Below are 21973 nucleotides of genomic sequence, written 5' to 3' on the forward strand. Positions count from 1 at the left end.
ATGCGCGACCTATTGCAGACCGTCATCAACTCCCTGCTCTCCGCCGACGCCGACGCGGTGGTCGGGGCCGAGTGGGGCAAACCCGCCACGACCCGTACGGTCCAGCGCATCTGCTCCCGTGGCCGCGAGCTGGATACCCCGGTGGCACCGTGGACGTTGCCATCCCGAAGCTGCGCTCCTGGATGTACTTCCCTGAGTCGCTGCTGCAGCGCCGCAAGAGAGCGGAGTTCGCGTTGATCACCGTGGTCGCTGAGTGCTACCTGGCAGCCGGGGTGTCCACCCGCCGGATGGACAAGCTGGTGAAGACCCTGGGCATCAACGCCCTGTCGAAGTCCCAGGTCTCGCGGATGGCCGCGGATCTGGACGAGCAAGTCGAGGCCTTTCGGCATCGGCCCTTGGGCGAGGCGGGCGCGTTCATGTTCGTGGCCGCCGACGCCCTGACGATGAAGGTCGGCGAGCACGGCCGGGTAATCAACGTGGTGGTGCTGCTGGCCACCGGCATCAACGCCGACGGCCACCGTGAGGTCCTGGGCCTGCGGGTGGCCACAGCCGAGACGGGGGGCGTGGAACCAGTTCTTTGCGGACCTGGTGGCCCGTTGGTCGGGTGAAGCTGGTGACCTGGGACGCCCCGGGCTCAAGGACGCGATTCTTAAGCGAATCTGCCTGGGGCCGCCCGGCATCGGTGCCGAACTCACCATACGGCGAACCTGATGGTCATAACTCCCAAGTCGATGTGGCCGGCGGTCAAGGCCATGCTGCACAGCGTGTACGATCAGCCCGACACCGCCAGCGTCAACGCCCAGTTCGACCGGCTGCTGGACTATGTGGGTGAGAAGCTGCCCGCGGTGGTCGAACACCTCGACGCCGCCCGGCGGACATTCTGGCCTTCACGACGTTCCCGAAGGACGTGTGGACCCAGATCTGGTCCAACAACCCCCCCAGCGCGGCTCAACAGCGAGATCCGGCGCCGCACCGACTCGTTGGGGATCTTCCCAACCGGGCAGCCATCGTGAGGCTGGTCGGGGCCGTGCTGGCCGAGCAGACCGACGAATGGACCGAAGGCCGACGCCACCTCGGCCGGAGGTCTTGGCCCGCTGCCAGCTCGCACCCCTGGATGAACGGTCGACGCCGAACATGGGCTCCCGAGCTGGAGGCAGCGGCATGAGCAGCCACCTGAACGAGGACGATCTGCTCGCCGAGGTGCTGGACTTGCTCGGCGTCCAGACGATGCTGCACACCGCGAGTCTCAACGAGCAGATCGCGATCGAGCAGGCCGCCAGGCCATCTGCGGACCAAACGAAGGGGACCACTACAACCAGCTCACCAGCCACGTCGCCGACCTCCGCGACCGTCTCCACAACCACCTCGACAACTAACCCCCAGAGACCTGAAGGATCACGAAGCGTGTACACCACTCAAACCCGACTTGGCTCATTCCTAGTGCCCTACTTTTTGGGGCAGTGATCTGAGGATTTCCTTGGCTTCGGGGTGAGGGCTGCGGGGATGGTGGCGATGGTCCCGTTGATCTCGGCCACGCCCTCACGCAGGGGCTAGGGGGTCCTGATGATCAGGCGCAGGCTCAGCCCGGTGGCCATCTGGAGGTGCCGGGACACGGACAGAGCGCAGAACACGGATGGTCAGATTTAGCCATCGAAGAACGAGGCCTCGACCTCGAACAGTGAGTGATCGGCAGCTACCACTCCGGTCCCGGAAAGCGCCTTCATGCTGGTGTTCGTCACATAGCCCCTGAGCCCGAAGAGATGCTCATCGGTATCGGCAGCCTCGTAGTCCCGCTCAGGGACCTCCACTGGCCAGTCGTCGGGAATCGGGCCTTGCGTTGGGTCTACGCCCGGCGGCGTTGTGCTCGGCCCGTTGAACCTGCAGCTTGTGTCTCCGCCGATCGCGGTGTTCGCGGGCCAACAGGTACGGCCATACCGCGCGCCGTCGTGAGGACTCGGTGCCCCTCTTCAGCTCGGTGGTGGTCTCGATGGCCTGGCCGTCGGCGAAGTGGCCACGTTCAGTTCGGCCAGGACCCGTAGGGAGTCCAGCTTCGAGGTAGGCTCGATCACCCTCTCCAGCACTAGTTGCTTTAGGACCACGTCATCGACGGCACCGGGAAAGCCGATCCTCTCGTAGGCCTGTTCCAGCACCTCCCACCCGGGGCCGAGTCCGTGCAGCGCCAACCCGGCCCCGGCGTCCATGCCCGTTGCAGGGGACAGTGGTGGTTTCGTCGGTGTCTAGATCGAGGTCGAAGGCCATTTGGCCAGCTTGGATCTCCTCCCTGGCCACCTGATCCAGGGCGGCCAGGGTCACCTCATCATGAGCCGATTTCGAGGTGCTCGAGGATCTGGCGTTTGCCGTGGCGCTTCTGCACGATATGCACCGCGGTCCTACAACCAGCGCACCAGCCACGTCGCCGACCTCAGCGACAGTCTCCACAACCACCTCGACAACTAAGCCCCAGAGACCCGAAGGATCACGAAGCGGGTAGACCACTCAACAGGACTTGACCCCTCGAGCTCGGCGAACCTCCCCGCCAGCACTTTGACCTGCTCTGCCTGCCCCTGCAGGACAGCGATCTGTTTGGCCTGTCCCTCGATGACCCGCCGGGCCCGAGCCAGCAGAGCATTACTCTGGGCGAGGAGCTCAACCAGCTCCTCACGACTCGCATCGGAAAACTTCAACGACGGATCGGCCATACCAACCACCTGCGGTGGAAAGACACAGAAAAACGAACAGCTTCAGTATTTCGACGATGAGATCCGGATCAAGCCACCACGTCGAAGGGGACCTGAATGGTTACGAGTGATGAGCCAAACTTCCGTCGGTAACTGATTTCGGCGACGAAGGAGTGGATGCCTTTGCTCCGTCGAAAAGAAATCCCTCGAACCCGCTCATCCGCGACTTGTTCAGATATTCCACGTAGTTATTTAGGCCGCCCATGTACAACATGAACGGCACTGGCTTCTTACCCGGAACATTCGCGCCCCGCTGCCAGTTGTTGGCGCTGCCTAAGGCCGTTCCGTGCGCGCTCTCCGCGACGATAGCTGTCCATGCCTTAGCATCCTCCGTGGTCGTTTCGACGACCGATGCGTCGCGCTTGAGTGACTCGACGATAAGGTCGGTTATGAGGTCGGAACCGGGTTCGGCACACCTGGGCACGTTCCCCCCTGGGACTTGCGGCCCGTTGACGAAAAACATGTTTGGGAATCCGGGTGTTTGGATGCCCAAGTACGTCTGTGGCCCGTCTGCCCACTTGTTGTTGAGTTTCTGTCCGTGCGCCTCGATATCGATAGTCTCGTACTCCCCGGTGATGGCATGGAATCCGGTTGCGAACACGATGACGTCGAGGTCGAAATGCTCCTTCGTCGTTTCAATACCCGACTCCGTAATCCGGACGATCGGCGTCTCGGGGGTACACACGAGTTTGACGTGCGGAAGGTTGAATATCTCGTAATAGCCGGAACCGCTATCGAACGGTGGCCTCTTCGAAATGAAGGGGTGATCCGGAATCAGCTTCTCGGCAAGAATTGGGTCCTTGACCCGTTCCCTGATCTTTTCGGCCAAGAAGGCGCAGAAGGCTTCGTTCGCCTCACCGGCCGCGAACACCTCGGGATAGTTTGCCAAGACCTTGAGAAAGCCGTGCATGTTATACACAGCCTCGAAAATTTCGCGTCGCTGTTGCGACGTATGAGTGGCAAAATCTCCGGGCGCCGCGAGGTAGGTCTCCACGAAACCCATGAACGAACTCATGGCCTGCTCGTGATACTCGTCGTAGGAATCCTGGATCTGAGCGAACTCGTCTTCGCTGATATCCTCGTTGTGTAGTGGCGTCACCCATTGCGGCGACTTCTGGAATACCACGAGTTCATCGACCTCGCTCGCAATCTCCGTGGCAATCTGAACGCCGGACGCCCCGACCCCCACCACGGCCACGCGCTTACCGGACAGGTCGACCGGCTCCTTGGGCCACCTTGCAGTGTGATGCACCCGTCCGGCGAACTTCTCTACGCCAGTAATCTCGGGTACCAGCGGGCGGGACAACACGCCGAGCGCCGGCACCACGAACCGCGTTTCCACCTTTTCACCAGTGTTAGTCCGAACGGTCCACACGGCTCGCTCGGAGTCAAAGCGCATGGATTCGACTCTTGTATTCAACGTGATGAGATCGACGAGACCGAACTCACGTACCGCATTGTTGAGGTACGCCTCGATTTCTGGCTGTCCTGCATAGCGCTCGCTCCAGCGCCACTCCCGATAAAGCTTGCTCGACGCGAAGAAGCCGTACAGATAGGACGGGGAGTCGAACCGAGCTCCCGGGTAGCGGTTCCACCACCAGGTGCCGCCGATGCCCTCAGCGGCGTCCACCGCGCGGACGTCGAGGCCGGCTTGGTTTAGTTTGTGCAACTGGTAGATCCCGGCGATGCCGCACCCGATCACCAGAGCATCAAGGATCCTTGGGGCTTCATTTGGGGAAGCGGCCTGTTTGGGTGTCGTCGTCATTCGATCTTTTCCTTCGTCTTTATGACCTGATTGATGGTGAGTGCCTGGCCGGCGCGACGCGAGTCACACACGGTTGGGGTGTCTCATGATGTGGGGTTTAACTTGAGCCGCTGTGTGCGCGACACATCGTCGAGGACGACGGGACTGGAGGCTCCAATCCGCGTGTCACAAAGCAGTTCTGCGAAGATCGCCCGGTGCTGCTCAATGCCTGTATCGGGTCCGATCCCTCAACCCTCGCGACGAGCGTGCGGGCGCGGCGACAGGGTGGACGAATAACCAGATGACGATGTCGTCCTCGGAAAGTAGGCCGCCGAGCCAGTCGCGGCCGTCGAATCCGCCAACGAGCACCGCATCGCAGACACGGATCCCGGCGACCCCGGAGCCGAGATCGGCATAGATCTTGACCGTTCCAATTCACCCTCCCCTTCATCGCGGAAGCGAAACACTCATCACGAGTTGATATGAAGATACGCTAGAGCCGCGTTGCATCCCGGTCAGCGACTTTTGTCGCACGAGCCCGCCCTCTCGGGCAGAGGTGCGGCGTGCATGCCCTATATATGCACTGATCATTGCAGTCCGGGGCGCTTGTGACCGCAGGTGCTGAGGGTTCTTGGACGGTCGCTCAGAGCTCTGGTGCTGGGGAATCGCTGTGAGTCTTGTGGTGGCTGTTCTGGGACCGGCAGGCGAGGATAGGAGTTGGTCGCGTCACTCCAGTCGTGACTCATGAATCGCCGGGCCCCCTCGGGTGCCCTGCTAGAGGCCATGATCCCGCGATCGCGTGCCTGACCGGCCAGCTCAGCGTGCGACCAGCGTGACAGGGGAAGGCCCGAGTTGGCCGGCGGCTCACAGGCCAGGGCCTTGACCTCGGCAACCTGCAACGGGGTGTAGACCGGCGGCCGGCCCGACCGGGGCCGATCGGCCATGCCCTGGAGCCGGTCGGTGCAGAACCGGGCCCGCCACTTGCGAACCGTATCGACGTGCACGCCCTTCTCGGCGGCGATGGCCGCGTTGGCCATACCGGCCGCGGCCCGGGCCCCGACACCCGCGCCGGCCGTGGGCAATCGGTGACGATAGGGGCATGGCACCGCCAATCCCGGCCTCGACGAAGACCTCCCTGCAGCAGCGCCTTACCGCCCGGGCCCGCCAGCGCTGGCCCCAACTGACCCGCATCCAGGTGCGCTTCCGCGGCGGATTCGCCTACATCGACGCCCTCACCGCCGAGCACGACCAGCCGCTGCGGCTGTGCCGGCTGCGCTACGCCGGATACGCCAACCGGCGGGGCTTCGCGATCTACCGGGCCAGCCACGACGACTACCAGGACGCCACCCTGCCCAACGGGCTCGGCGGCGCCGCCGAGGAAGCCCTCGACACCGCCTGCGGACTCTACCTCAACGACCCCACCGCCTGGACCGACCCCGACGAACTAACGGAGATGCCCACTAGTGTTCTGTAAGGCAGTTCCGGCGACTATTTTCGCGAAAAAAGCGGCGCACGTCTTGAGGATCTCGTTGGCCCGTTCCAGCGCGGTCAGCCCGTTTCTCAGCGCTTGGATCTCATCGAGGTGCGCGCCGCGACTACATCCGCATTTGGCCCCTTCAGCGGTGTGGCGGTCCTCGATCCAGTAGCGGAGGGTGGCCTGATTCAGGTCCAGCAGCCAGCCCATATGTCTGCGGGCCGCGGGCTTGGAGCACTGCATGTCCAACAGGTGCTCGTGGTACATCCGCACGGCCCGCTCCCAGGTCTCCGCATCGAACTTCCTTGGTGCTGACATCAATTCCAGTCTCCCTTGCTAGATCGGAACCCTCCGAAGTCATCACACGTAGGCGCCCAGCCGAAATAAGGACATGAATGACTGCGGACAATGGCCCGCCAGATCCGGCGTCACTGTGACCAATGTCGCTGAGACCTCCTGGTGAATCCCGTAACGTCCCTCAGGAAAGCCAAATGGCACGGAAGGCCGAGGTTGCCCAGCGGCGAGCGTTTCGGAACCACACGTGCCGATACAGAGAGGACGCTGCACATGGTGATGCGCGCGCACAAGAATGGGCCGGTCTATGACCCCCACTCAGGGCAGGGGGGAAACACTCACTGGGAGGTCATGCTGTGAAGCTTTTCGAGCCGTTCGAACTCGGTCCGGTGGTCCTGAAGAATCGGGTCGCGGTCACATCCCACAAGTTCTCGTACCGTCACTGGGAAAACGACCACGAGAGGTCGACGGACAAGTACCTCGGGTATGTGCGACGACGCATGGAGGGCGGCGTCGGGTTCTTCGGTCTGAGCGCCCTTCCCGTCTGGGGTGTGGACGCTCAGCATCCGTTTCAGCTCGAGCACGTCGGATCCAAGCTACGTCGCTTCGCGGATGTGGCGCGGGAACATGGGTGTGCCACGTTCGTGCAGCTGCATAACGCAGGAGTGCAGGGTAATTCGTCACTCCCGGGTGTCAACTACGATGAGTCGGTTCCCTCGGACGGGGCGGGCCTCGTCGCCTTCTCGGCTGCGCCGTCCACGTCCGGCACCGAAGTTGCGCACGAAATGAGCCCGGATGAGATCGAGGCGATCATCGAAGGTTATGGCAGACTAGCCGAGCTTGCTGTCGCGAGCGGCATTGACGGCGTCGAGCTGCACGCTGGACACGGTTACCTGTTGCAGCAGTCCTTCACCCCGTGGCGCAACCAACGCACTGATGAGTGGGGACCGTCGACGCGCTTCCTCAGGGCTGTAACGGCACGCGTTCGGGCCGGGATCGGACCGAAAGGCGTGCTGGGCGTGCGCATCGCGACCAAGGACTTCCGGCCCCCAGAGGCCGGGGGACTAACCGAGCAGCGACTCCTGGAGATCGCCCTCGAGCTCGCTGACACGGGAATGGTCGACTACTTCAACCCTACGCACGGGTCCCAGGCGTCGGACTACGGGCGAGTCGTGGGAACATACCGGCGCCCACTCGGGGAGTTCCTCCCATCAGCGGCAAGACTGCGGCAGGAGCTCGACGGTAAAGCAGCAGTGTTGGGCGTCGGCAGGGTGACGACTGTGCAGGCGGCCGAGGACGCACTTCAGCGCGGCGACTGCGACTTCGTCGGGCTCACAAGAGCGCACATCGCCGACCCCGACATCCTGAAAAAGTCCAAGCGCGGCGAAGCAGACAGCGTACGCCTCTGCGTGAGCGCCAATCAAGGATGCATCGATCGGTTGGGTGCAGGGGGTGATGTCTATTGCTTCCACAACCCCGACGTGGGTCGCGAGTACCGTCGTAATGACCCGCAGCCGGTCGCCTCGCCGAGGTCTGTGGTGGTGGTCGGGGCAGGACCTGCCGGGCTTAAGGCGGCCGAGATCGCAGCGCGTCGGGGTAACGATGTGGTGGTCTTGGAGGCAAGCAGCCAAGCTGGGGGACGGCTCGGCAGCATCACGAACGTCACGAGTGCGCACGAGCTGGTGGCCTCCACCGCGTGGCTCGAGGCCGAGCTGGCCCGCATGGGGGTGCAGGTGCGGCTGAACGTGCACGTCGACGAGGAGGTGCTCGCCTCGGCCGGGGTCGACGTCGTCGTCCTTGCTACCGGGTCCATCGCCCCGCCGCCGTCGTTCTCGACGGATGGCTCGGTCGCCGTGCACTCTCCGGAGCTCGCCCTCAAGAAGCTCGTCGGGACACCGAAGAAAACCCTCGTCGTCCACGACTCTCTCGGCACCGAGGAGGCGATGGTCACCTACGAGCAGCTGGCCGCGAGCGGACACCAGGTCATCATCACGACACCGCTGCCGACGATCAGCCAATCAACCGGCTTCACGCATCGCACGGACCTTCTGGACCGACTTAAGAGCTGGGGCTGCACCCTACTAGAGCGCACCGATCTCGTCTCGGCCACAGACGGCCGAGTCCGCGCGCAGCATATGCTCACGGGCGAGATCATTGAGCTCGGACCAGTCGCAGCTGTGGTGCTCGCGCAGAGTCGGCTACCCGAGACTTCGTTGCTGGATGCCGCGCGCAGGCACAGCACGGAGGTCCTGGTCGTCGGCGATGCGTACTCGCCCCGGGACGCGATGATGGCGTTCACACATGGCGACATCGTAGCGCGGCAGATCTGAGCGGCGTGAGACGGGCAGGGTTGATTGATGATGATCGCCAAGCTGTGGTCAAAAATAAAAAAGCTCCCCAAAGAGGGATGAAAAGATGGAGAGTACGATGATAAATGCGGCGCGCCAGTGGCGACTGAAATCTCACCCTCATGGGTTGCCCGTCGCGGAAAATTTCGAACTCGTCACAGAAGCAGTTAGAGAACCTCGCGACGGTGAGGTAGTAATGCGTCTACATTATGTTTCCATCGATCCCGGCCTGCGCCTGTTCATGAACCCCACCAGTCACTCCGAGTGGGAGGATCGCAACGAGGAAGGGGGAAGAGCTGTGCTCGTAGGCGAGGGCGAACCCATCAAAGCTTGGGGGGTCGGAGAGGTGATCGCGAGCAGGAGCCAGCGCTTTCCGATTGGCACGTTTGTGCGCGATATTGCCGCGACAGCGAGCGTTCAAGAATATGCGTGCCTGCACGAGGACGAATTGCTGGCGGTGCAGGCTGACGTTGCGCCGCTTCCTGCTCACCTGGGCATTCTGGGCATGACAGGCCTGACGGCCTATTTTGGCATGATCAAGGTCGCCAAGCCTCGCGCGGGAGATACGGTCGTCGTTTCCGGGGCGGCCGGCGCGGTTGGATCGATCGCAGTCCAAATTGCCAAGATGATGGGCTGTCGTGTTGTCGGCATTGCGGGTGGCCCCCTGAAATGCACTTGGCTACGCGACGAGTTGGGGGTCGATGTCGCAATCGATTACAAGGCCAGGAACTTGGGCGCCGCACTACGCGAAGCTTGCCCGGATGGCATGGATATTTACTTCGATAATGTTGGCGGGGAGATGCTGGACACCTGCCTTGCGAATCTGGCCCAGCGAGCGCGGATCGTCTCATGCGGCGCGATCGCGGAATATAACCGCACTGGCGCGCCGTACGCGCTGGCGAATTGGTTTGCGATCATGAGCAAGCTGGCGACATGGACCGCCTTCAATTACTTCGACTATTTGCCCCAGTCTTCCGAAGGCATCGCCGCGCTGACCGAATGGCTTCAGCAGGGCCTGATCAAGGCACCCGAGCGAATCGTCGAGGGCATCGAAAATTTTCCCGCTGCGATGGTCATGCCGTTTTCCGGCGATCATGTCGGCAAGCTTATGCTCAAGGTGGTCTAACTTCGAGCGGATCGACATCAATGGCGTGACCGTCCCCAACCGGATCGTCCGCATCCGTGCACGGAACCTATCTCGGAAAGGGCAGGCTGACCGAAGAGCTGGAAGCCTATCACTATGACCGCGCACGCGCCGGCGTCGGGCTTAGCTTCCTCGAGCTTGCTTCGATTCACCCATCCAGCTTCACCTTCGGGCTGCATCTGTGGGATGACGAAATAATCCGGGAATATCAACGTTCATGCCCCGGATTCAGCGGACTGGCATGAAAGTATTCCAGCAGATCTGGCATGGCGGGGCGCATTGGCCACCTGCTGAGGACGCGCTGCCTGGTCAGCATCCACCGTGCAAAGCCCCTGGGGTGCCGGCCGCCCTCGGGCAATGACGATCGATGATATCGACGTGCTCGTCACATCCTTTGGCAACGCAGCTCGCCGATGCGCCGAGGGGGCCCCGGGGAATTATGTCAAGATGCCCGCGTAGCTCTTATCGAAGAATCATTTGATTGTGCCCGGATGGGTGGTTGGCTTTTAGGGCCTTGCTTGGCGGTGGTCAGGGTGAGCAGTTCGGCGCAGAGCGCTTGAACTTGACGTTGGATTGTCGCGGGATTCAGGGGATTGTTTTCCCGTTTCAACTTCGCCTTCTCGCTGGGCCGGACCGCACCTTCGTCGGCCAGGACCCGTTGGTATGGGTCGACGGCCGGTCGTACTTCTTGCTGATTTTTGCGCTGGTCCGGATCTTCTGGAGTTTCTGCTGGGGTCCGAAGTGATTGGTCAGCCGCCCTTGCAACGCCCAGATCCGGTTCAGCAGCTCCAGTTCCGCCGCCGTGTCGTAACGGTGGTATCCGACGGTTTGGCGCACTACATGCCAGTTCTTCTGTTCCACATGGGCGCCGTCGTTCTTGCTCCCGGACCGGGACCTGGTGAAGGTCAGTTGCTCTTGTTCACATCACCGCAGCAGCCCCCAATTGATGAACTCGCTCCCGTTGTCCGAATCGATCCCCCGGATCGGGAACGGGAACGCCGCGGTGGCGACCTTGATCGCGGCGAACACCCATTTCTGGGCCTTGTTCCTCACAGATCTGGTCTCGGTCCACCCCGTGGAAATGTCAGTGATCGTCAGGGTGAAGCAGAACTCACCCCTGGAATTTCCGCCCTCGTGCCCGACCAGATCAATCTCCACAAACCCCGGCACTGCATCGTCCCATTCGGCCCAGGTCCGCATCGGGATGGAGTCCTTGAGCAGTGTTCGGGGCTTGGTGTGGGAGCGGCCCCTCGGGTCGAGTTTGCCCCGGTCTGCCTTGAGTCGGCGGTCGATGGTGGCCGGGGCGATTTTTAGCAACAACGCCGCCGTCCCGTCCTCGATATCTAGCTCCTTGCACCTGCGCAGCCGTGGAACCAAGTCCGGCAGCGCCGCTGCCAGCAGACGCCCGTACGGGGTGCCCTGGACGGCCCAGCAGAACCGCAGCGCCTCGATCACGTCCTCCCCGTAGAGCTGGGGCCTGGGCGGCCGGGGCTTGGCCTGTTTGAGCACCAGCGCCCGCCGCAGTGCCTTCCGCGCGTGGTCACGGTTCCGAAGCGTCAGGGCACACAGCTCGTCAAGAATTGTCTTCTTGGCGGCCCGGTCCGACCGGGCATATCGGAGGGCGGTGATTTTCGTGACGGCCTTGCGTTCGCTCATCGAAAGCTCCATGGCTCACAGTGCCGGGCCGGCGGATACCACCCCGGCAGACGCGCCGCTACGCGGGCATTACCAAATGATTCTTCGATAGCAGTTACGCGGGCATCTTTGATGAGTCAACGCGGGCGCCCTGTTGCCTCATTGCAATACCTCCGGGAAGGGTAATTCGTTGCCTCATCTGAAAACCTCCGGTTGACGGCTTCGTTGCCTCATTGGAAAACCTCCGGATTTCTTAGTTGTTCCAGGCCCTGTTGACGGGTTTGGCTGCCGCGGGTTGTTTGGCCCGTGAGAGTGTTTCCAGCTGTGCGGTGAGTGCCAGGATCTGGCGTGAGAGAGCGCCGGGCTTGATCTGCTTGAAGGCCGCGTTCATCCGAATGATCGGGCGTTTACGCATCCTCTCGTGCCGGATCGCGCGCTGGTGCGGTGTGGCAGGGGCGTCGTGTTTCTTGGTCACTTTCGCGCCGTGCCGCTGCTTGGAGAGCAGTTTCTGCTGGGGCAGCAGATAGTTGGTGAAGACCCGGTCCAGCTCCCAGATCGCGTTGAGCTTCTCCAGCTCCGCGGCGGTGTCATAGCGGAGGTAGCCGACCAGTTCCCGAACCCTGGCCCAGTTCTTCTGCTCCACGTGCGCGCCGTCGTTCTTGTTCCCCGGCCGGGAACGGGTGAACGTGATCTGGTGCTCCTGGCAGTAGGCCAGCAGATGGTCATTGATGAACTCGGAGCCGTTGTCAGAATCGATCCCGATGACCGGGAAGGGGAACACCGAGGTCACGTGTTCGAGGGCTTCGAAGACCCATTTGGCCGCCTTGTTCCGCACGGACCGGTTCACCGTCCAGCCGGTGGAAATGTCAGTCACTGTCAGGGTGAAACAGAACTCCCCGAAGCTGTTGCCGCCCTCGTGCCCAACCAAATCGATCTCCACGAATCCCGGGACGGCGTCGTCCCACTCGGCCCAGGTCCGGACCGGGATCTGGGATTTTAGCAACGTGCCGGGCTTGGTATGGGACCGTCCCCGCAGGACTAGTCTTGACCGTTCGCCGGCGAGTTTGCGGTCGATTGTCGCCGCGCTCATCCGTATCAGGAGTGCGGCTTGCTCGTCGGTCAGATCAAGCTCACCGTCGCGGCGCAGCAGCGGCACCAGAACCGGCAGCATCGGGGCCAGTAACCGGCCTGCCGGGGCACGCAACACGGCCCAGCACCGGATCAGTGCCGGCAGCAGGTCAGTGCCATAGACCGGCGCCCTGCCCGGCCGTGGCCGGACGATCTTCAAGACCAGGGCGTCCCTTAGGGCGGCCCTGGCATAGTCGCGGTTCCACCCGGTCAGCTCGACCAGCTCGTCCAGGATCCGGGACTTCCCGGCACGACCAGCGCCTTGATAAGCGAGGGCTTTGTTCTTAGTCACAGCCTGCCGCTGGGCCATCGTTAGCTCCATAGAAAACGGGCATAACCTGCACCCGCCCCCAACACCCTCAACCACGCCACACGCGGAGGTTTTCAAATGAGGCAACGTATCCGGCTACGCGGAGGTTTTCAATGAGTCAACGCGCCCGCTTGACACACGCTCGATCTGCCATTAGAGTTCAGGATTGTGAGCCCCGTCACGTCGTCCAGCGTCAGCAAGACCTCGTGGTCAGCGGCATTACCTCCAGCGCGTCAAACCGGTGCCGGAGTGACTTTGAGGAGTTCGACAATGACAGTGATGTCGCCAAGTATGCGAGGCACAGAAAAGCGGGCCCCGTGGCAGGCGGCATCGGCTCGGACGGCCGATCTGGAGGCTGCCTGGCAGGGCAGCAGGTTGAGTGAGCTTCCCGATTCCTTTCGCCGCGAGCTGCTCGCAGGCGCATCTTTAATCAGGCTGCAGCGTGACGAGACCGTACGCTGGGACCGTCCGAGTGTGCTCGTGGTGTGCTCGGGCCGGGTGATCATCTACGTCAGCTCGATCGAGCGCATGGCGGCGATGCGTTTCCTCGGCCCCGGCGACATGACCGGACTCGCCCCCGCATTTCTCCCGCAGCTGGGTCCCACGGAGCTGCCAATCGTCATTAGGGCTTCAACGACGTCCAGTGTGATGTGCCTCTCCCGTGAACGGCTCTCGACACTCGCGCAGCGGGAGGGCGCTGTCGCCTGGCGCATCGGACAATGGCTCGCCGAGGACATGGTCTCGGGTCATACGCTGCTGACGGACGGGATCTTCTTCACAGTGCGCCAGCGGCTCGCTCAAGCCTTGCTCAATCTGGCTGTGCAGGAAAGTGGCCGACTTATCGTTCACCAGACCCAACAGCATCTCGCGGAGATCATCGGGTCGGTGCGCACGGTAGTCGGCAGAGAGTTGTCCGACTTCCAGGAACGCGGCCTCCTCGTACGCCAAGGCCGCACTCTCGCGATCATCGATCCCGATAACCTGCGTCGTCTTTGCTGACGTCCACCACTGTGCTGCGACACGGACGCACGCATCCATTATTCAATCTCATGCACGTGACGCGGACGCTTGACTCTGCGGTCGGATTGTAGGGACATATTGGCGCTCGGTCGGGGAGTTTCTCCCATCAACGGTAAGACTGCGTCTGGAGTTCGACGGTAAGGCAACGGTGTTGGGTGTGGGCACGCGGACGGTGGTGCAGGCGGCCGGGGACGCATTACAGCGCGGCGACCGCTCGACGCGAACTCGCAGACGCCCGACCCTCTCGCAGCCCGGGCACACCGGGTCGAACACCACCTGAGAGCAGAACAGATGCGTCTGCCCCTAGGAGGGTGGTGAACAACGGTGGTTTGGGCGGGCGGAACGCCACCAATGGGCCGTCTAGCGGCGTGTTCTGGTCAGCACTCTGGGTGCGACAACGGGGTCGTTCTGCCGCTTGGTTTCATTGTGCCCCTGATATGGGGCGTCTTCCAGTGGTTTTCTTGGGCCGGGGTCCGGGCGGTTGGTTCATCCCAACGCCCAGGATCCCTCGTTCCTGGTCAGTCCGAGGGTGAGCAGGCGTCGCAGGTTCAGTCCCGCGATCCGCAGCTGGAGCCAGGCGTTGTTCCGGCTGACGCCGCGGTGCCGAACACGGCGATTGCCGCGGGTGAGCCAGGCGATGGACCGCTCGACCATAGGCCGGTGGGTTCGGTACTCGTGCTGAAAGGCCGGGTCCGTGGCGCGCCGGCGGTGTTCGCGTTGTAAGGCGTCGTGTTCGTGGAGTTCGAGCTCGCGTCCCAGTGGTGAGGCGGTGCACCGGGCCCGGAGCGGACAACCGGTGCAGGCGGCGCCGAACGTAACCCGCCGTTTGACGGTGATGGTTCGGGTGATGCCGTGCGGGCAGGTCGCGGTCCCGGCAGCTTCATCGATGGTGAAGTCATCGAGGGTGAATCCGCCCTCGATGGCGGGGCGCAGCGGCCAGGGTTTGATCACCGGGGTATGGCCGGTGCGGGCGAGGACGGCGAGCATGTCTCCGGAACCGTAGGCCGAATCGGCCAAGACGGTCACGCTGGTGGTGTCGGTGATTGTGGGGTCCATGCCGATCAGCCGGGCACCGACGGCCCCGTCGCTGTTCTCCGGCCCGGAGGCCTTGGTCAGCTCACCGGCGGTGATCAGCCCGGTGTCAGGCTCGATCACGATGTGGGCCTTGTATCCGTCCTGCTGACGGGACTGGGTTTTGTGCTCCTGCCGGGCGTCCGGGTCCACCGTAGAAATCATTCGGTCCGGGGCGACCCTGCGGGCGATCCGCCACCTCCCGTCGGTCCCGTCCGAGTCCTCAGCCGGTTCCACGTCCTGCCCGGCAACCAAGGCCAGCAGCGCGTACGCGTCCGCGGCCTTGTCCTCCAGGGTTTCGGGATCGACCGCGGCGAGCAAGGCGAGGGCGGCGTCGGTGACAAGCGCGGAGATCAGCCCGTCTTTGGCGTCCTGGTCATCCCATGCGATGTCCGGTTTACCGGTCCGGGTGTAGTCATACCCGGTAGCGTGCGCCGCGAGAAGTTCCTGCCCGTCAGGGATGTCGCGGCCGAAGCGGCGGATGCCGGCGATCAGCTGCGTGATCGTGTCCTGCCGGGCGACTGCGTCATCCAGGACCGTGGAGTCCACCGCTCGGCGGCGCTTGCCCTGCAGGACCCCGGTCTCGGCGATAACCTCGGCGATCGCTTCCATCATCCGGTGCGGGTTCTTCGATGCCGCCAGCCGCCGTCGCCAGTACGTCAGCGTGGACGGGTGGAACGCCGTATCGGTCAGCCCGTATCCACACGCAGCCTTCCACCGCAGATCAAACATCAAAGCCTCCGCCGTTTCCCGGTCCGAGAGCCCCCTGCAACGCCTGCAGCACCAGCACCGAACCGATCACCGGCGCCGGAACCGACGGCCGGCCCCGCCGCGACGGGAACAGATCCTCCATCATCGAATCCGGAAACATTCCTGGTCAGAAAAGCGAAGACACTGCCCGGAGCCAACAACTCCCCGGCCAGTGCCTCCACATCCAAATACCCGCGTTGCGCATCCTCGCGTCCCTGCATAAGACCAGTCTTAACCAACAGCCCCACCAACCCAGCCGACGCGCCTAACCCAGCCGATATTTCAGCAGGCTCCTAGGGCACGGCCGCGTTGGTGATGGTCACTCCGAGTTTGAATCGCACTGGCTCTGTCGGAGGGGTTTGCTGATTCTGGCGGCCTGAGGTTCGACGTCTGGTTCTAACGGTACAACTGCTCGTATTCGACTGGCGGTCGGTAGTCGATCGGGGAGTGCAGTCGCTCCTCGTTGAACCACCGGATCCAGTACGCGGTCTCGCGCTCAACCTGTTGCGCCCCGTCTAGCGGCGAGCGCGTCCGGATACAGGATCGGATAAATCGGATCCAACGGCCGCCGCTGCCAGATGAGGACTTCTTCGAGGACCTTCATCGGTGATCTTCGAGATCGTCTCGCGGGAGGGCTCTGTGCCGATGGCGGATTCCAGATGGTGCTGGATATCGCGGATCGTCATTCCGCTTGCATAAAGGCTGACGATCATGTCGTCCAGGCCCCCGGTGCGGCGTGATCCCTTGGGTACCAGTTGCGGATTGAAGGACCCGTTGCGATCGCGCGGGACGGCCAACTCAACATCCCCGACCTGGCTGGCCAACGTCTTGGGAAAAGAGCCGTTGCGCGCGTTCGGCAGCAACCGGGCCGCCCGGTCGCCCTTCTCGTAACCCAGATGTTCGGAGAGCTCTGTATGGAGTCCGCGCTCCATAACCGCTTTTTTCATTTGGCTCAGAAAGCCGTCCTTCCCATCGATCTGCAGTTCACCGGAATCAATCTGCTGCATCAGCTCATCGAAGACCCCGCTGTCTCTGGGTCTTTCCATGTCCCCGGCGGCAGCCACTTTCGCAGCGAACTCATCATCAAGCCCATCATTCGAATTTGTCATGGTCAGAGTGTTCTCTCATGCACGCCGACGCCGGAACACCTACACAGACCATCTGACACCTCCTGGTGCGCCGGAGGCGTGGTGGTCGATGACACCGGGTTCCCCAACGTGGGCACGCCCTCGTCCGGGGTGGCCCGGCAGTACACCGGCACGCTGGGCAAGATCGGCAACTGCCAGATCTCGGTGAGTGTGTACGCGGTCACCGATCAGGCCTCCTGCCCGCTGGACTGGCGTCTGTTTGTGCCCGCCTCCTGGGACGAGCAGGCGGCCACCGCCGAGGAGGCCGAACAGGTCAGGGCGCGCCGGGCGAAGGCGGGCCTCCCCCAAGCGGTGCGGCCCCGGCCCAAATGGGAGCTGGCGCTGCAGATGCTCGATGAGCTGGCCGGCTGGGGCCACCGGCCCCCGGTGGTGGTGGCCGATGCCGGTTACGGACAGAACGGTGCCTGGCGCACCGCTCTGGGCGAGCGCCAGATCACGTAAGTGATGTCCATAAAGTCCGACACCAGCGCGCATCGGACCGAGGCCACCCCGGCGGTGATGGACTACTCCGGGCGCGGGCCCCCGCCGCGCCTGCCCGCTACCACCAGGCCCCGTGCTCGGTGCACGACTTCGCGACCGAGCACCCCGAGCGGTTCGCCGAGATCACTTGGCGCACCGGCACCCGCACCGATCCCACGAACCGGTCGGCGGTGAGGAGCAGCCGGTTCACCGCACTGCGGGTGAGCCCAGCCCACCGCACCATCCCCCGGGCGGCGGACGGGACCCTGCCGGTATGCTGGCCGAACTGGTGCGGTTGGCCAAGATCCGCGGGCGGATCGAGCACGACCACCGCGAGCTCAAGCACGGCCTGGACTCGACCATTTCCAGGGCCGCACCTGAGTCGGCCGGCACCACCACGTCACCCTGGTCACCGCCGCCCACCTGTTCATCACCGCCCCGCGCCTGGAGCCGGACCCAAGAGCAACGGCGGCGGCCAATTGAGCTTCTACCAGACCCTGGCTGCCCTCCAGGTGGCCGTCATCGCCCTGATCGGCCATTGCCCCTACTGCCACCAGGCCTGGACACCGCCGGGCATCGATCGACTGTCCCGGTTACTCCGCAGTGGGCTGGGGGACGAGGTGGCTGCGCAGGAACTGGCCTAGCATGCGAGCGGTATCGTCGGGATGGGACACATTCGGGCTGTGGCCCGTCGGCATCACCATAATCTGCGCCGCCGCGAGTTCGTCTGCAAGGTGCCGCGTCCACTCGGAGAGTAAGAGGTCGTCGTCTCGCCCCGCGATCAGCAGCGTGGGCGTGTCGACACCGCGCAGCGACTCGGGGAAAAGGTCCTGTGAAACCGGACTCGACCGCGGAAAGACGTCGGGTACCTGCAGGTGCGCGGCCAACATCGTTTCGTAGTGGCCAGGCTCCCGCGCCCATGCCAGTCGACGGTCGACGTATTCGGCGTCTTCCGGGTCGATACCGAGTAATTCGACGTAACGCTCTATGTCCTTCCTGGTCCCGTCGAATCGAGTGAGCTCTGAGAGCGCCTTCTCGGTCTTCCAGGGACCGCCCGTGCCGCTGATGCTCACCACTGCACTGATCCGGCTCCTCGCTTCTGGGTCGGCGAGGGCGCGCACTGCGATCGTCCCGCCGAACGAGTTCCCTACGAACGCGGCCGACTCGATACCGAGACGATCGAGGACCGCCAGTAGATGCTCCGTACGGACCTTGACTCCGGATCGGTCGAAAAATCCGATCTTGTCGGTACCGCCGTAACCGATCATATCGGGGGCCACGATCTGAAACTCGCGCGCGAGGACCGGAATTACGCGTTCCCACGACATTTCCGCAGAAGCCCCCCAGCCGCCGTCGTGGAGCAGTAGCACGGGCGGCGCGCCGTTCGGTCCGGCTGTCAGTACGCGGGTGCGCACTCCGCGGGCGTCGATCCATTGCTCGGCGGTCACCGCGAGGCCTCCCCGACGAACTCGCGTGCGGAGACCGGCGAACTGAAGATCGTCCGCATCGCAGACACGTATCCCGGTGAGCCCGGAGCCGAGATCGGCATAGATCTTGACCGTTCCAATTCACCCTCCCCTTCATTGGAAGCGAAACACTCATCACGAGTTGATATGAAGACACGCTAGAGCCGCGTTGCATCCCGGTCAGCGACTTTTGTCACACGAGCCGCGACCTCCCGCGTAAGGATTCTCAATGTTCTAATCAAGGAGGCTGAGCGCTGACGCCTGGTCTTGGTTCGTGATAAACGGCGTGGTCGCGGAGCATGGCCCAGAGGACGTTGACGCGGCGCCTTGCAAGGGCGTTGGCGCCTGTTTATGGGATTTTCCTCGCTGCGTTTCCGGTCGTAGTAGGTTCACGAGGCCGGGCTGTTTTTAGGCTGGACCGGACGGGCGGCGAGGTAACAGGTCCGGAGAAGCCTGCGGTTGAATCGACGCGGTCGGTGCAGATTCCCGCTGATTCGTCCGGCATCACGTAGTACCGGTGCCAGTTCCGCGACGCTGGCTAGTCGGTTGACAGGGTCGAACGCGTCCAGGTTGCCGCTTATGTCGGCTAGAAAGGTTGCGGCAAGCGCGGGACTGTACCCAGCCATGCTCAGCAGAACTTCCGCACTGTTGTGCTGCCGGAACAGATCGGTGATCTGGGCATCGACATCGGCGATCTCTAGATCGATAGCGCTGCCCTGCGCGGCCAGTCGAACGACCAGGGCCGAGCCCATGGACTGGGCAGGTCGGACTGTGTGCTGGGCGTTGGCAGCATCAACAGCCTTTTCAGCCATCCTGGCACTATTCCGGCAGCCGCGCTTCCTCAGCCAGCCGGTGAGCCGGGTCAGGCCGAACCGGCGTATGCCCCCGGAGTCGGGCAGCCACCGAGAAGGATGAGGGATGCTTTCTTGAAGTAGTCGAACGCGTGCTCGAACGCAGAGAAGTATTCCAGCAGCGTGCACGAAGCCGGTTGATCGCCCGGCCCCGGTCACAGATGAGATCGGTCCGGCGTGCGGTCAGGAGCCGCAAGTCCGCACTGATCGGGTCAGCACGGCGCACGGGTTGGAGGTCAGTGCGCATGGGTGCCTGGTTGGCGATAATCCGGGCATCTTTCGCGTCGGTCGTGCCGTCCCCCGCGATAGGTCCCCGCAGCATGATGCACGATCCGCCCGGGGACGGGCAGCAGGCCTTCGTCGTTCTCGGCCCGTCTTGAAAGCAGCACCGTTCCTTTCTGATCGATCGCGACGCAATGATGGGCTCTTTTGCCCGAGTCGATTCCTACCCAGAATGCCGGCATATCTTAGCTCCTTTTCGATCAAGTCCGATTCAGTTGCCCTCCCGATAACCGCGCCGGCACGTCCTTACCCAGCGATTCAAAATCGCAAGTCTCAATCAGCGGTCGAGTTATCTGCGGGCAGCGGGCGGCCATTCCAAGTGAGCCGTCTAAGCGGCTAGAAGGCCTGTGCTATACCCGCCACCCGAGGGTAATCGAAACACTACGACAGCTCGGAAATCGCCCTCGACAACACCGTAAGGAGGGCGACCTCATCTTCGGCTGCGGCCAGCGCTCGGCCATCGCCACGCTCGTCGAACGCAAGTCCAGGCGCAAGCTCCTCGTCCCAATCCTGAGGAGCCATACGGCCCAGAACGTCGGCGATGCCCTCATCCACGTAATCGCAGCACTCCCCAAGGCACTCCGACGAACCTTGACGTGGGACCAGTTCCGGTACTAGGCAAAGGGCTTCCGTGGCAAACGCAGGACCGCACTCGGGTTGGAGGATAAATGGTAAGAGCGAGTTCTCGCAGGCGTCGTCAGCCCAGCGACGAGGTGGCCTCGTATCTAAGACAATCGATTATGGCTGGTGAGATCGCTCCTGGCACCTCTATACGGAGTTGAAGCCGTCGGCGAAGAACTTGAGGTTTCTGCCACGCCTGTTCGGGAGGCGCTGCAGGCGTTGCGTGTGGAAGGCTTCCTCCAACTCGTTCCAGGCAAAGGGTTTACGGTGGTGCCGCTCGTCGCAATGATATTCGCGACATTTTCGAGGCTCACGCCCCGATCGCGGGCGAACTTGCGGCGCGCGCCGCAGAGCGGGCTCGTGAACCGCAAATGGACACTTTGCTCACGCTGCACGGTGATCTGATGGAGGCAGCGCAGCAGGGCGATCATGGGATGCTCGAGCAGAAGAACCACGAGTTTCACAAGTTCGTCTACCTGATGGCGCAATCCGACAGGTTGCGCTGGGCCCTCGGAAACTTTGCCAAGTATGTTTCCCGGGCCTTATATTCTCAGATCGAGGGATGGCCTGAGATCACAGCCGCGGACCACTCTGCGGTGATTGAGGCGATAGTTGCGCATGATTCTGAGGCAGCTCGTGCGGCGATAATACGGCACATCCAAAACTCCGGGGAGAAGCTGGCCGAGTATTTTGAAGGACGGCACTCACAGTCACTCCGCAGCAAGTAAAGGTCCGGTGGCCAAGCGTGCTCCGCCACCGGCACCGGGCATAGGTTCCATTGTCTACATGTGTCGCCCGCCGGTGACCCCAAGGACCGTCCCAGACATGTAGCTCGAGATGTCGCTGGCCACGAACAACGCCGCCTGAGCGATTTCGGCAGCTTCGCCCATGCGACCGAGTGCAATCTCCTTCAGGCGAGCTTCCATGATGTCCTCACGCATGGTCTCGGTCAAGGGCGTGCGGATCAGACCGGGCTGGACGGCGTTGACGCGAACACCAGCGAATCCGACTTCCTTCGCGGCCGCCTTCGTGAGGCCGATGATGCCGGCTTTCGTTGCGCTGCAGTTGGTTGCCCCGTGAATCCGACTTTGCTCGAGATCGATGAGGTATTTACGATCGAGCCGCCCTTCTCCTGCTCGCGCATCACATTTGCGGCTGCCCAGGTGCAGCCAGCTGCCGCGCAGGTGTACGGCGAGGACCTGGTCGAACATTTCCTCTGTCATCTTGCGCATTGTGGCGTCGCGGGTGATGCCGGCGTTGTTCACAAACACGTCGGGCGAGCCAAAGGAGCCGGTGGCAGCCTGGACTAGAGCATTCATGTCCTCGCCCACGGCGCCGTTGCAGCCGACGCCGACCGCCCGTTCCCCACCTCCGATCTTGGCCGCTGCCTCGGTGGCAGCACCAGCATTAATGTCGGCGATTACGATATTCGCCTACTCTGCCATGAATGTCTCCGCGATCGGATAGCCGATTCCCTGTGCGGCGTCGCT

At 63.0% G+C, this 21973-nt stretch carries 22 protein-coding genes and 4 pseudogenes; 10 read left to right on the plus strand and 16 right to left on the minus strand.

Annotated elements, in window-relative coordinates; genetic code table 11:
• Together ACFVVC_RS04440 and ACFVVC_RS04445 are read left to right on the plus strand one after the other, a co-directional pair.
• Positions 1-1165, plus strand: a pseudogene (locus tag ACFVVC_RS04440) (transposase).
• A complete protein-coding gene (locus tag ACFVVC_RS04445; RefSeq protein ID WP_387449628.1) occupies positions 1162-1464 on the plus strand; it encodes a hypothetical protein in 303 nt (100 codons plus the stop codon). Before ACFVVC_RS04440 ends, ACFVVC_RS04445 begins: the two are co-directional and overlap by 4 nt.
• A gap of 179 nt (positions 1465-1643) precedes the next feature.
• Here ACFVVC_RS04445 and ACFVVC_RS04450 read toward each other — a convergent pair whose 3' ends face one another.
• From ACFVVC_RS04450 to ACFVVC_RS04465, 4 genes are all read right to left on the minus strand, one after another.
• On the minus strand, positions 1644-1808 hold the full coding sequence (locus tag ACFVVC_RS04450) for a hypothetical protein (protein ID WP_387449630.1): 165 nt from the start codon (positions 1806-1808) through the stop codon (positions 1644-1646).
• Between the two features lie 645 nt (positions 1809-2453).
• A complete protein-coding gene (locus ACFVVC_RS04455) occupies positions 2454-2699 on the minus strand; it encodes a hypothetical protein (protein ID WP_387449632.1) in 246 nt (81 codons plus the stop codon).
• Between the two features lie 100 nt (positions 2700-2799).
• Positions 2800-4503, minus strand: a complete 1704-nt coding sequence (locus tag ACFVVC_RS04460; RefSeq protein WP_387449634.1) for a flavin-containing monooxygenase — start codon at positions 4501-4503, stop codon at positions 2800-2802.
• Between the two features lie 566 nt (positions 4504-5069).
• A complete protein-coding gene (locus ACFVVC_RS04465) occupies positions 5070-5588 on the minus strand; it encodes a helix-turn-helix domain-containing protein (protein WP_387449636.1) in 519 nt (172 codons plus the stop codon).
• On the opposite strand from ACFVVC_RS04465, the gene ACFVVC_RS04470 reads away from it, so the two are divergent.
• A complete protein-coding gene (locus ACFVVC_RS04470) occupies positions 5582-5956 on the plus strand; it encodes a hypothetical protein (RefSeq protein ID WP_387449638.1) in 375 nt (124 codons plus the stop codon). The two genes, ACFVVC_RS04465 and ACFVVC_RS04470, sit on opposite strands and share 7 nt — an antisense overlap.
• Here ACFVVC_RS04470 and ACFVVC_RS04475 read toward each other — a convergent pair.
• Complete coding sequence (locus ACFVVC_RS04475) at positions 5927-6274, minus strand: transposase (protein ID WP_387449640.1); 348 nt, start codon at positions 6272-6274, stop codon at positions 5927-5929. The two genes, ACFVVC_RS04470 and ACFVVC_RS04475, sit on opposite strands and share 30 nt — an antisense overlap.
• 332 nt (positions 6275-6606) lie before the next feature.
• On the opposite strand from ACFVVC_RS04475, the gene ACFVVC_RS04480 reads away from it, so the two are divergent.
• The 3 genes from ACFVVC_RS04480 (at position 6607) to ACFVVC_RS04490 (ending at position 9987) form a co-directional block, all read left to right on the plus strand.
• Positions 6607-8580, plus strand: coding sequence for an NAD(P)-binding protein (locus tag ACFVVC_RS04480; protein ID WP_387449642.1), 1974 nt, complete (start codon positions 6607-6609; stop codon positions 8578-8580).
• A gap of 85 nt (positions 8581-8665) precedes the next feature.
• Positions 8666-9724, plus strand: a complete 1059-nt coding sequence (locus tag ACFVVC_RS04485) for an NADP-dependent oxidoreductase (protein WP_387449644.1) — start codon at positions 8666-8668, stop codon at positions 9722-9724.
• A gap of 56 nt (positions 9725-9780) precedes the next feature.
• On the plus strand, positions 9781-9987 hold the full coding sequence (locus ACFVVC_RS04490; RefSeq protein WP_387449646.1) for a hypothetical protein: 207 nt from the start codon (positions 9781-9783) through the stop codon (positions 9985-9987).
• A gap of 361 nt (positions 9988-10348) precedes the next feature.
• On the opposite strand, the gene ACFVVC_RS04495 is transcribed toward ACFVVC_RS04490, so the two are convergent.
• From ACFVVC_RS04495 to ACFVVC_RS04505, 3 genes are all read right to left on the minus strand, one after another.
• On the minus strand, positions 10349-10603 hold the full coding sequence (locus ACFVVC_RS04495; protein ID WP_387449648.1) for a hypothetical protein: 255 nt from the start codon (positions 10601-10603) through the stop codon (positions 10349-10351).
• Positions 10604-10666: 63 nt separating this feature from the next.
• Positions 10667-11398, minus strand: coding sequence for a hypothetical protein (locus ACFVVC_RS04500; protein WP_387449650.1), 732 nt, complete (start codon positions 11396-11398; stop codon positions 10667-10669).
• Between the two features lie 232 nt (positions 11399-11630).
• Positions 11631-12797 carry a DDE-type integrase/transposase/recombinase gene (locus tag ACFVVC_RS04505; RefSeq protein ID WP_387449652.1) on the minus strand — a complete coding sequence of 389 codons (1167 nt, stop codon included), beginning with the start codon at positions 12795-12797 and terminating at the stop codon, positions 11631-11633.
• Between the two features lie 288 nt (positions 12798-13085).
• Here ACFVVC_RS04505 and ACFVVC_RS04510 point away from each other — a divergent pair, with 288 nt between their 5' ends.
• A complete protein-coding gene (locus tag ACFVVC_RS04510; protein WP_387449654.1) occupies positions 13086-13814 on the plus strand; it encodes a Crp/Fnr family transcriptional regulator in 729 nt (242 codons plus the stop codon).
• Positions 13815-14321: 507 nt separating this feature from the next.
• Here ACFVVC_RS04510 and ACFVVC_RS04515 read toward each other — a convergent pair.
• From ACFVVC_RS04515 to ACFVVC_RS04525, 3 genes and pseudogenes are all read right to left on the minus strand, one after another.
• Positions 14322-15877 (minus strand): annotated as a pseudogene (locus tag ACFVVC_RS04515) (IS1182 family transposase).
• 175 nt (positions 15878-16052) lie between these two features.
• On the minus strand, positions 16053-16214 hold the full coding sequence (locus ACFVVC_RS04520; protein ID WP_387449860.1) for an integrase core domain-containing protein: 162 nt from the start codon (positions 16212-16214) through the stop codon (positions 16053-16055).
• Positions 16171-16702: pseudogene (locus ACFVVC_RS04525) on the minus strand (transposase); the annotation flags it as partial. The pseudogene ACFVVC_RS04525 and the gene ACFVVC_RS04520, both read right to left, overlap by 44 nt.
• A 144-nt stretch (positions 16703-16846) precedes the next feature.
• On the opposite strand from ACFVVC_RS04525, the gene ACFVVC_RS04530 reads away from it, so the two are divergent.
• Positions 16847-17245, plus strand: coding sequence for a transposase (locus ACFVVC_RS04530; RefSeq protein ID WP_387449656.1), 399 nt, complete (start codon positions 16847-16849; stop codon positions 17243-17245).
• Positions 17246-17342: 97 nt separating this feature from the next.
• Here the strand turns inward: ACFVVC_RS04530 and ACFVVC_RS04535 are convergent, their stop codons facing one another.
• The 4 genes and pseudogenes from ACFVVC_RS04535 to ACFVVC_RS04550 all read right to left on the minus strand — a co-directional run bounded on the left by ACFVVC_RS04535 (position 17343) and on the right by ACFVVC_RS04550 (position 20417).
• Positions 17343-17609 (minus strand): hypothetical protein, encoded by a 267-nt coding sequence (locus ACFVVC_RS04535; protein WP_387449658.1) that lies wholly within the window; start codon positions 17607-17609, stop codon positions 17343-17345.
• A gap of 247 nt (positions 17610-17856) precedes the next feature.
• On the minus strand, positions 17857-18711 hold the full coding sequence (locus tag ACFVVC_RS04540) for an alpha/beta fold hydrolase (protein ID WP_387449661.1): 855 nt from the start codon (positions 18709-18711) through the stop codon (positions 17857-17859).
• Positions 18712-18967: 256 nt separating this feature from the next.
• Positions 18968-20044, minus strand: a pseudogene (locus ACFVVC_RS04545) (transposase).
• Positions 20045-20243: 199 nt separating this feature from the next.
• Positions 20244-20417 (minus strand): hypothetical protein, encoded by a 174-nt coding sequence (locus ACFVVC_RS04550; RefSeq protein ID WP_387449663.1) that lies wholly within the window; start codon positions 20415-20417, stop codon positions 20244-20246.
• A 192-nt stretch (positions 20418-20609) separates the two neighbouring features.
• Between ACFVVC_RS04550 and ACFVVC_RS04555 the strand changes: the two genes are divergently transcribed.
• Together ACFVVC_RS04555 and ACFVVC_RS04560 are read left to right on the plus strand one after the other, a co-directional pair.
• Positions 20610-20888: a GntR family transcriptional regulator gene (locus ACFVVC_RS04555; RefSeq protein WP_387449665.1), complete on the plus strand. Its 279-nt coding sequence runs from the start codon at positions 20610-20612 to the stop codon at positions 20886-20888.
• Positions 20783-21211, plus strand: coding sequence for an FCD domain-containing protein (locus ACFVVC_RS04560; RefSeq protein ID WP_387449862.1), 429 nt, complete (start codon positions 20783-20785; stop codon positions 21209-21211). The genes ACFVVC_RS04555 and ACFVVC_RS04560 overlap by 106 nt, the downstream gene beginning before the upstream one ends.
• Positions 21212-21265: 54 nt before the next feature.
• Here the strand turns inward: ACFVVC_RS04560 and ACFVVC_RS04565 are convergent, their stop codons facing one another.
• On the minus strand, positions 21266-21910 hold the full coding sequence (locus tag ACFVVC_RS04565; RefSeq protein WP_387449864.1) for an SDR family oxidoreductase: 645 nt from the start codon (positions 21908-21910) through the stop codon (positions 21266-21268).
• Positions 21911-21973: the final 63 nt, after the last annotated feature.

It is taken from the genome of Pseudarthrobacter sp. NPDC058196 (assembly GCF_042882685.1).
Classification (GTDB): domain Bacteria; phylum Actinomycetota; class Actinomycetes; order Actinomycetales; family Micrococcaceae; genus Arthrobacter.

Bases quoted from the DNA above. Each gene is read 5' to 3' on its own strand.
- ACFVVC_RS04455 (WP_387449632.1), bottom strand. From the start codon at position 2,699: ATGGCCGATCCGTCGTTGAAGTTTTCCGATGCGAGTCGTGAGGAGCTG.
- ACFVVC_RS04485 (WP_387449644.1), top strand. From the start codon at position 8,666: ATGGAGAGTACGATGATAAATGCGGCGCGCCAGTGGCGACTGAAATCT.
- ACFVVC_RS04475 (WP_387449640.1), bottom strand. From the start codon at position 6,274: ATGTCAGCACCAAGGAAGTTCGATGCGGAGACCTGGGAGCGGGCCGTG.
- ACFVVC_RS04460 (WP_387449634.1), bottom strand. From the start codon at position 4,503: ATGACGACGACACCCAAACAGGCCGCTTCCCCAAATGAAGCCCCAAGG.
- ACFVVC_RS04510 (WP_387449654.1), top strand. From the start codon at position 13,086: ATGACAGTGATGTCGCCAAGTATGCGAGGCACAGAAAAGCGGGCCCCG.
- ACFVVC_RS04470 (WP_387449638.1), top strand. From the start codon at position 5,582: ATGGCACCGCCAATCCCGGCCTCGACGAAGACCTCCCTGCAGCAGCGC.
- ACFVVC_RS04445 (WP_387449628.1), top strand. From the start codon at position 1,162: ATGAGCAGCCACCTGAACGAGGACGATCTGCTCGCCGAGGTGCTGGAC.
- ACFVVC_RS04500 (WP_387449650.1), bottom strand. From the start codon at position 11,398: ATGAGCGAACGCAAGGCCGTCACGAAAATCACCGCCCTCCGATATGCC.